This window comes from Neorhodopirellula pilleata (genome assembly GCF_007859915.1).
GTDB classification, from domain to species: Bacteria; Planctomycetota; Planctomycetia; order Pirellulales; family Pirellulaceae; genus Rhodopirellula; species Rhodopirellula pilleata.
Window position 1 is genome coordinate 77798 of sequence record NZ_SJPM01000019.1, and the last position, 6028, is coordinate 83825.

The following is a 6028-nucleotide window of genomic DNA, read 5'->3' on the forward strand; positions in this document are numbered from 1 at the left end:
AAATCGGATGACATGGTAAGAGCAGTACAAGGCGGCTGGAACGGTTACGAAGAAGACGGCGACGAAGAATCACCGTCCTTTTCCGGTAGTCGCGATGGCCGCACGATCACGCGACATTTGATTGTGCGTGAGGAGGATCCAGCTATCCCGTCGTTCGCTAACATCGATCGACTGATTGAAGAATGCTTGCCGCTCTACCGGTTCCCGGGTCGCTATCCAACACTGGCAGGAGATTCGCTGTTCTTTGTGGATAGCGTTCAAGCCGTCCCAAAAAGCCGATCCAACGGCGTCGTGGGTGACGTGGCATCTCGCACGGCATGGGAAGCCAAGATCACGTACAAGGCCCTGCCGTACCCGATCCCGGCCGACCCGGCGAACCCGCAACCGCTCGACTACCTCGAACACAACATCATCGGCGGGTCGGAGTACATGACCCTGCCGGGCACGTCGATGTACTGGGAAGGGTCCACGGAAAAACCAATTCTCGATGACACCGTGTCGTCAGGGCTGTTGATTGCTTACGTTCAACACCAGATCACCCGCCACCACGTAGCCCCCGCGAAAATCCCCTACGCGTACATGCGTAGTATTTGCGGCAACGTCAACAAGACCGCCTTTGCGGCCGACCACCCTTTCTTCCCGAGTGCCCCGGCCGAATCGGTTCTTTTTGAAAGCTTCGCCATCTCCCGCCGGTTCACGTCTGACGGCAAATTCGACTACCGAGTCACGCTCAACTATCGCGAACGAATCGGCACGTACAACACCGATTCAACGGCATCCACGCCGACCGCGAGTAGCCTCGTCAAACTGACTTGGAACCATTTGTGGGACCGATCATCGAGCCCGCCGACGTTCCGTAAGGCGTTCATGGACAAGAAGCCATCGAGCGGGAACCAGAAACAGCCGATGTACCCGGCCAACGACATCACCACCGTTTTCGGGCAGTTTGTCTAGCGAGTACGGACGGGCACGGTCCTGCGGCCGACTCAGCCCGGTGACTGCGTCGGTTCTTTGGTAGAAACAGACGAAAAGGGCGGCTGGCGCCTACTCAAACCGCGCGGCGGGTAATCAAACGCTCGCAACGAGAATGCGTTGGGTCATTACTGGATGATTATTGGCGCAATGGATCTCACGCCGATGCGTGGCATAATCTGAGAACCTAGCCGGAAAATCGCAAGTCCCCCTTAAAGCACCTGTCGAAAGCGCCAAAGAGAGTCTCAAAAGGGTCAAATTCAACACCATTCCCAGTTGTTTTTTGTAAATTCCCAGGAATTTTGACCATTTCGGCACAATCGCTGCCATGAATTGTTAGCAAACATCTCAGCCTGGCCTTGTGTAACCTGGACGGTTCCCTACGATTGCTACACCCGCAACAGTAGGGTGATCAACATCAGAACGCCAGATCCACTTACCCTCAAAGCCGCAGGTTCTGGCAAGATGTTCGACCGGGAGTATTTTTTTTATTCGGCGATCCCCCATCTGCCGATTCATTTGAACTAGTATCCAAGGCTAAGATCACCGTGGTTCAGGTTGAAAACCCAAAACTCTCAGATAGACCACATCCAATGCTCCCGTCCCCGAACGCTGTAAAACTGTACAAACGTTGGCTTTCAACGGCGAGAGAAGAGCGAAGCGAAACGGCTATTCCGAACGAATTACCTTGGCACAGCAGATGTGCGGTTGCCGAGCTGACCCGATTTGCCCTGGAATGCCAGCAATCGCAGGAAGATTCGCAAACTGAGATTCGCTTGTTCACGGGAACAATCACCTCAAATGTCTACGACATAGATTGGACAAAACAGGTTTGCCAGTTTCTTGACGCAGGCGGAGCGATCCGTATTTTGGTTTGGAATGACCACATTTCTGGCAGTGTCAAACGCCGACTTTCACCAATTACCGATCATCCTGCTGGCAGAGTTATCAAAAGCGGCACGCGACGGGGCGGTGAAGATTTAAACCATTTCTATGTGGTTGGGGATCAAGCTTTTCGAAAAGAGGCACCCCACGATTATTGCGATGGCGAAAAGTTTTCTGATGTCGAACCAGAGATCCCCGCGCAAATCTGCTTCAACGACCCCAAGGAAGCCATGAATCTTATCGGCATTTTTGATCAGGTTTGGGAAGCTTGCGAGAAATAAAGACAGCTATACCTAGCTTGGTCAGCCAATGAATGGCAGTATCGAGAAGTGTTGGAACTGGCTCATTGGTTTTCTGAAGGAAGCCTTTACGCCAGCGACCCTCATTGGCGTTATCTACTTTGTGTTGACACTCGCGTATTCTTACTACGAGGAAGCTGCAACTCGCCCGTACGCTCGTCAAAGCGTCTATTTCAGCAGCCAAGATGCTTTCCCCTCAGAACTCTCACGTGAAATAGTGCCGCCTGCACCAGTTCCACAAGATGGGAGCATTTCCGACGACCTGTGCAGCCCTGTAACGCACGTAAGGTATGAGGTTGAAAATCGAGGCCCGGGAGATCTTGAAGACGTAAGGATAGTCGTTTGTCTAACACCAGACGAACGTAGCAAAATCAAGGCGGAGTCTTTGTTTGCTGGTCAAGTTGAGTTCACTAAGGATGGAACAGCCGACCGAATCATTGTGACTACCCAGAAAGGTGGTGCCAACAGGACATCACCGCTAAAACCTGGCCAGAGGTTCGGAATTCAGTTAACAATGCCGATGGCTGATTGGGCCCCTGGCGAAAACGATGTTTTGATCAGCCAAGGGAGCGAGGAAGAAATCCCAATCACGGACAACTCGCCGCCCCCAACTCGGACCGCGCCATACAGGATTGCTTTCTTATCAACGGTTTTTGTGCTGGGATACGCTATTTATGGAGCCTACTTTCGCCACAGTGTGTCAAAAAAGGCCGAGAATGATCTACAACAGTGGAAGAAATCGGAAGAGGATAAGATTCGGCAAGAAGCTCGCCAACATGCTGCGGACGTACTTTCAGCAAGTGATGAAACAACGATGACTGGACCAGACATCATCGCTTTGCTGGAAAACGTTTCAACTGATACTTAGCGTGCAGACTTCCGACTTTTAGTGACAGTTGTAACCGTCGAGTCTCCGCGCTCACCGCCGTATGCACCGGAGCGATTCAATTGCATCCTGGGCCGCCGCTTTGGCGGACTTGATGGTTGGCAGTCTGCTCATACGCGAGATGGGTATCCATCAAGCGACGTTGGAAAGAATAAAGGTTAGTCTCGTGCTACGCCGTTCCATCTCAATCGCGGATTTCGTAGACAGGCTGTGACGCTGACATGTGCTTGTAAATCTTGTCGCCCCGTATTTCATAAACCGGCTGAGACGCGCTCATGTGTTTGTAAATCTTGTCGCCGCGTATCTCAAACTCGGGTTGGCTAGCGCTCATGTACTTGTGCACCTTGTTGCCCTTGACGACATACACCGCTTGAGATGCTGACATGAACTTGTAGATTCGCTTTCCGTCGTAGGAGCTCAAGATACCTTCCTCGGCATGGGATCAAATGTGTGGGAGTCTATGTCGGATAGTGCCGCCAAACACGGAACGGCCACGTCTAAATTCAAAGTTCCAAAAAAGCTTCTTGGTCACGCCCGTGGATCGGACTCGTACGTCGTCTCCGATGAGCGACGCGACATTTGTTGCGGCCCCACCGGTAGCGTACACGAAGTCGAGTGTCCATTTGTGCGGCGCGGGCAAGATATATCTACGAGAAGCAGGCCAAGGAACGTCAGAAACTCAGCGAAGGGCGAGGCCAAAAAGGTCCGGCAAATTTACCGGAGGTTAAAGGCGACGTCCGCGACGCTGCCGGCAAAGCTTTCGGCGTTCCTTCGTCTGCTAAGCACTAATCACGGCTTCCTTCAAGAGCAGATAAAACGCATTCCAAAACTGACTTTACTTCGTCGAGGTGCCCAGTCGTCACAAATTTGGGCTCGTTATTTATAAGCATGCCAATGCCAGAGTTTAGAGTTTCGAGCTCATTCAAAACCTGGAAGTCGCAGTTGATCAGCGATGATTTCATAAACGCGTGCCATGCTCTACCGTCGTACACGGCATTGACAAGTTCGAACCCCTCTTTCTGCTTGGCAAGAATTAGCTCGTCTAGTTGAGAAGCTGTACCAGCTTCAAGCCTTGTGTGATGATAGTCGGTATTGTCCATGTCGTTTTTGTTGTCAGCCATTCAAACTTCACTTTCGTTTCGGTTGAGTAAGGTTCAGTCGAGGTTAGCAAAAAAGCAACCCATGCAGGCGCAGCAGGTACAGGGATAGTTCGTGCATCGAAATTTAGCTGTCACTCCAAAGTCCGTGTGCGGGAGAATCGGGTAGCCAGATCCGTCAGAACAAGTTTACCAGAGACCACTGCTAAGCGTGGCCAGTAATAGGATTTCCTATCTCGCGATAGCGATAGAGAGCTAGGTTAGTTTCTCAATTAACCTTTGACGTAACGCTAGGACATCACGGTGAACCCTGCTTTTGGAGTGTCCTAAATTATAAGCAATTTGCTCAAGACCAAGGCCATCAACAAATCGCATCTGAAACAGAATCAATTCGGTGAAGCTGAGTAAACTCTCGATCTCCTTTAGCATTGACCGCAAGTCGTCTGACGACGTTGAGCGAGTTACCTCAATCGGATCAATGAAGTCAAGGCTCTCCGTCCTTGGCTCATGACACGAGCGGTAAATTTGTTTTTGCACGCGACTGAGCACCATCGTGATCTTGTGCAGGCTGAGTTTCCCGGCGTCTTTAATCTCATTGCTGCACTCGATGAACATCAATGCGGCGATACCGTCAACGCCTTCCTCTGGAATGAAGGCGGCATGATAATCGATACGTTTCGCAAGCGTTTCAACGTCACAATCGCCCTCGCAGAAGTGGTTGACGAGTTGTCTCGCTAAGTCATGGGAGTCCAGCATTTCTTGTCGGCTTCAGTGGCCTTGACCTGGTAATCCAGTGAACTTGTTAATGATGATTAGTCGGTTTAGGTGGTCAATCTCGTAGAAAACATGGACCTCTGCATCGAGACTGTCCAAGATGCCAGTAAACCACGTGACGGCCACGGCCATTCGCCAAGGTGGTTCTCTCCGACGCAGTGAGACCAGTAGCATTCGGATCCTGTCCATCACGGTTGCATCTCGGAACCTCCTAAACGACTCGGTCCAATGTCCCTTTCGAAAGTCGTCCGCAGACCGCTCAACCTCGTTGATGGCATGAAGAAACTCATCAAGATCTCCTGACATGTGAGATTCGCCATGCTCGGCTTCATCCGCTAACTGCTTGAGCCAATGCGTGACGCGATCGAAAAAGAAGTACTCTTTAGCAAGTTGGATTTCCGAAGCCGCTTTACTGCGAAGCTTGATCTGATACATCCGGATTTCCTCCGATCAAAGTTTATCGAGTTATGTAGTTTGTTCATTTGGCGGTCCTCGCAGTTGATTAATTTTTTTACGTTCAGCTTGCGTCAGTTCTCAATGGAAATGACGAAAAACACTGGTTAACTAATGTCGTCGAGATCGACGATCGAATCGTTCTCTAACCGATCTTGCACCTCTGAAAGAATCGAGGGCTTTTGGGATAGTCTCTTTGCGATGCGATCGAAAATGAGTTCTTTCGCGGCTTCAGACGAAACAAAAGCTCCAACAAATTCTTTGTCGGACATGACTGGGGAAAAATCTTCCTTGAGCTTTGCTCGAATTGCCTGAGCAAACTCGAGGAAAGCTTGTTCGTCTCTAAACAGGTTACGATGCTCCTCCAATACAAAGGCGTTCATTTTGCTCTCCAGGGGTGAGGTTCTTTACATTCCAGCTCCCGCGAAAAACTTCGCAGGTCCTTCACTGTTAAGGGACATCTGCGTTCCAGAATTTCCCGATAAATCCCCGGGATTCCCAAGAAAGTCTCCTGAATTCCGCAAAGAAATCTCAGCCCGCCTTATTCACCAAGCGCGCCTTTAGGGTAGAAACCATCGCGTGAAACGCTACGTTTATCGGTTCACTACAACCAACTCAAACGCAAAGCAGGATCACGCGATGGGTGAAGTACAACGTAACCT

General features: G+C 50.7%; 8 protein-coding genes. 4 read left to right on the forward strand and 4 right to left on the reverse strand.

Translation table 11 applies throughout. The annotated features are described in order from the left end of the window. The first annotated feature begins 12 nt into the window (after nucleotides 1-12). From Pla100_RS26950 to Pla100_RS26960, 3 genes are all read left to right on the forward strand, one after another. Complete coding sequence (locus Pla100_RS26950; RefSeq protein WP_146581909.1) at nucleotides 13-954, forward strand: hypothetical protein; 942 nt, start codon at nucleotides 13-15, stop codon at nucleotides 952-954. A 566-nt stretch (nucleotides 955-1520) separates the two neighbouring features. Beyond that, on the forward strand, nucleotides 1521-2138 hold the full coding sequence (locus Pla100_RS26955) for a hypothetical protein (protein ID WP_146581911.1): 618 nt from the start codon (nucleotides 1521-1523) through the stop codon (nucleotides 2136-2138). A 28-nt stretch (nucleotides 2139-2166) separates the two neighbouring features. Beyond that, complete coding sequence (locus tag Pla100_RS26960) at nucleotides 2167-3024, forward strand: hypothetical protein (protein ID WP_146581913.1); 858 nt, start codon at nucleotides 2167-2169, stop codon at nucleotides 3022-3024. 202 nt (nucleotides 3025-3226) lie between these two features. Here Pla100_RS26960 and Pla100_RS26965 read toward each other — a convergent pair whose 3' ends face one another. Further along, the gene (locus Pla100_RS26965) at nucleotides 3227-3466 is read right to left on the reverse strand and encodes a hypothetical protein (protein WP_146581915.1); all 240 of its coding nucleotides are present in this window, start codon (nucleotides 3464-3466) and stop codon (nucleotides 3227-3229) included. A gap of 361 nt (nucleotides 3467-3827) precedes the next feature. Beyond that, on the reverse strand, nucleotides 3828-4163 hold the full coding sequence (locus Pla100_RS26970; RefSeq protein ID WP_146581918.1) for a hypothetical protein: 336 nt from the start codon (nucleotides 4161-4163) through the stop codon (nucleotides 3828-3830). A gap of 501 nt (nucleotides 4164-4664) precedes the next feature. Between Pla100_RS26970 and Pla100_RS31970 the strand changes: the two genes are divergently transcribed. Beyond that, the gene (locus tag Pla100_RS31970) at nucleotides 4665-4877 is read left to right on the forward strand and encodes a hypothetical protein (protein ID WP_231603678.1); all 213 of its coding nucleotides are present in this window, start codon (nucleotides 4665-4667) and stop codon (nucleotides 4875-4877) included. Nucleotides 4878-4907: 30 nt separating this feature from the next. Here Pla100_RS31970 and Pla100_RS26980 read toward each other — a convergent pair whose 3' ends face one another. Together Pla100_RS26980 and Pla100_RS26985 are read right to left on the reverse strand one after the other, a co-directional pair. Beyond that, nucleotides 4908-5348, reverse strand: coding sequence for a hypothetical protein (locus Pla100_RS26980; RefSeq protein ID WP_146581922.1), 441 nt, complete (start codon nucleotides 5346-5348; stop codon nucleotides 4908-4910). Between the two features lie 125 nt (nucleotides 5349-5473). Next, entirely contained in the window at nucleotides 5474-5749 is a 276-nt protein-coding gene (locus tag Pla100_RS26985; RefSeq protein WP_146581924.1) for a hypothetical protein, read from the reverse strand. Between the last annotated feature and the right edge of the window lie 279 nt (nucleotides 5750-6028).

Coding starts and splice junctions, on each gene's coding strand:
- Pla100_RS26950 (WP_146581909.1), top strand. CDS start 13: ATGGTAAGAGCAGTACAAGGCGGCTGGAACGGTTACGAAGAAGACGGC.
- Pla100_RS26970 (WP_146581918.1), bottom strand. CDS start 4,163: ATGGCTGACAACAAAAACGACATGGACAATACCGACTATCATCACACA.
- Pla100_RS26960 (WP_146581913.1), top strand. CDS start 2,167: ATGAATGGCAGTATCGAGAAGTGTTGGAACTGGCTCATTGGTTTTCTG.
- Pla100_RS26980 (WP_146581922.1), bottom strand. CDS start 5,348: ATGTATCAGATCAAGCTTCGCAGTAAAGCGGCTTCGGAAATCCAACTT.
- Pla100_RS26985 (WP_146581924.1), bottom strand. CDS start 5,749: ATGAACGCCTTTGTATTGGAGGAGCATCGTAACCTGTTTAGAGACGAA.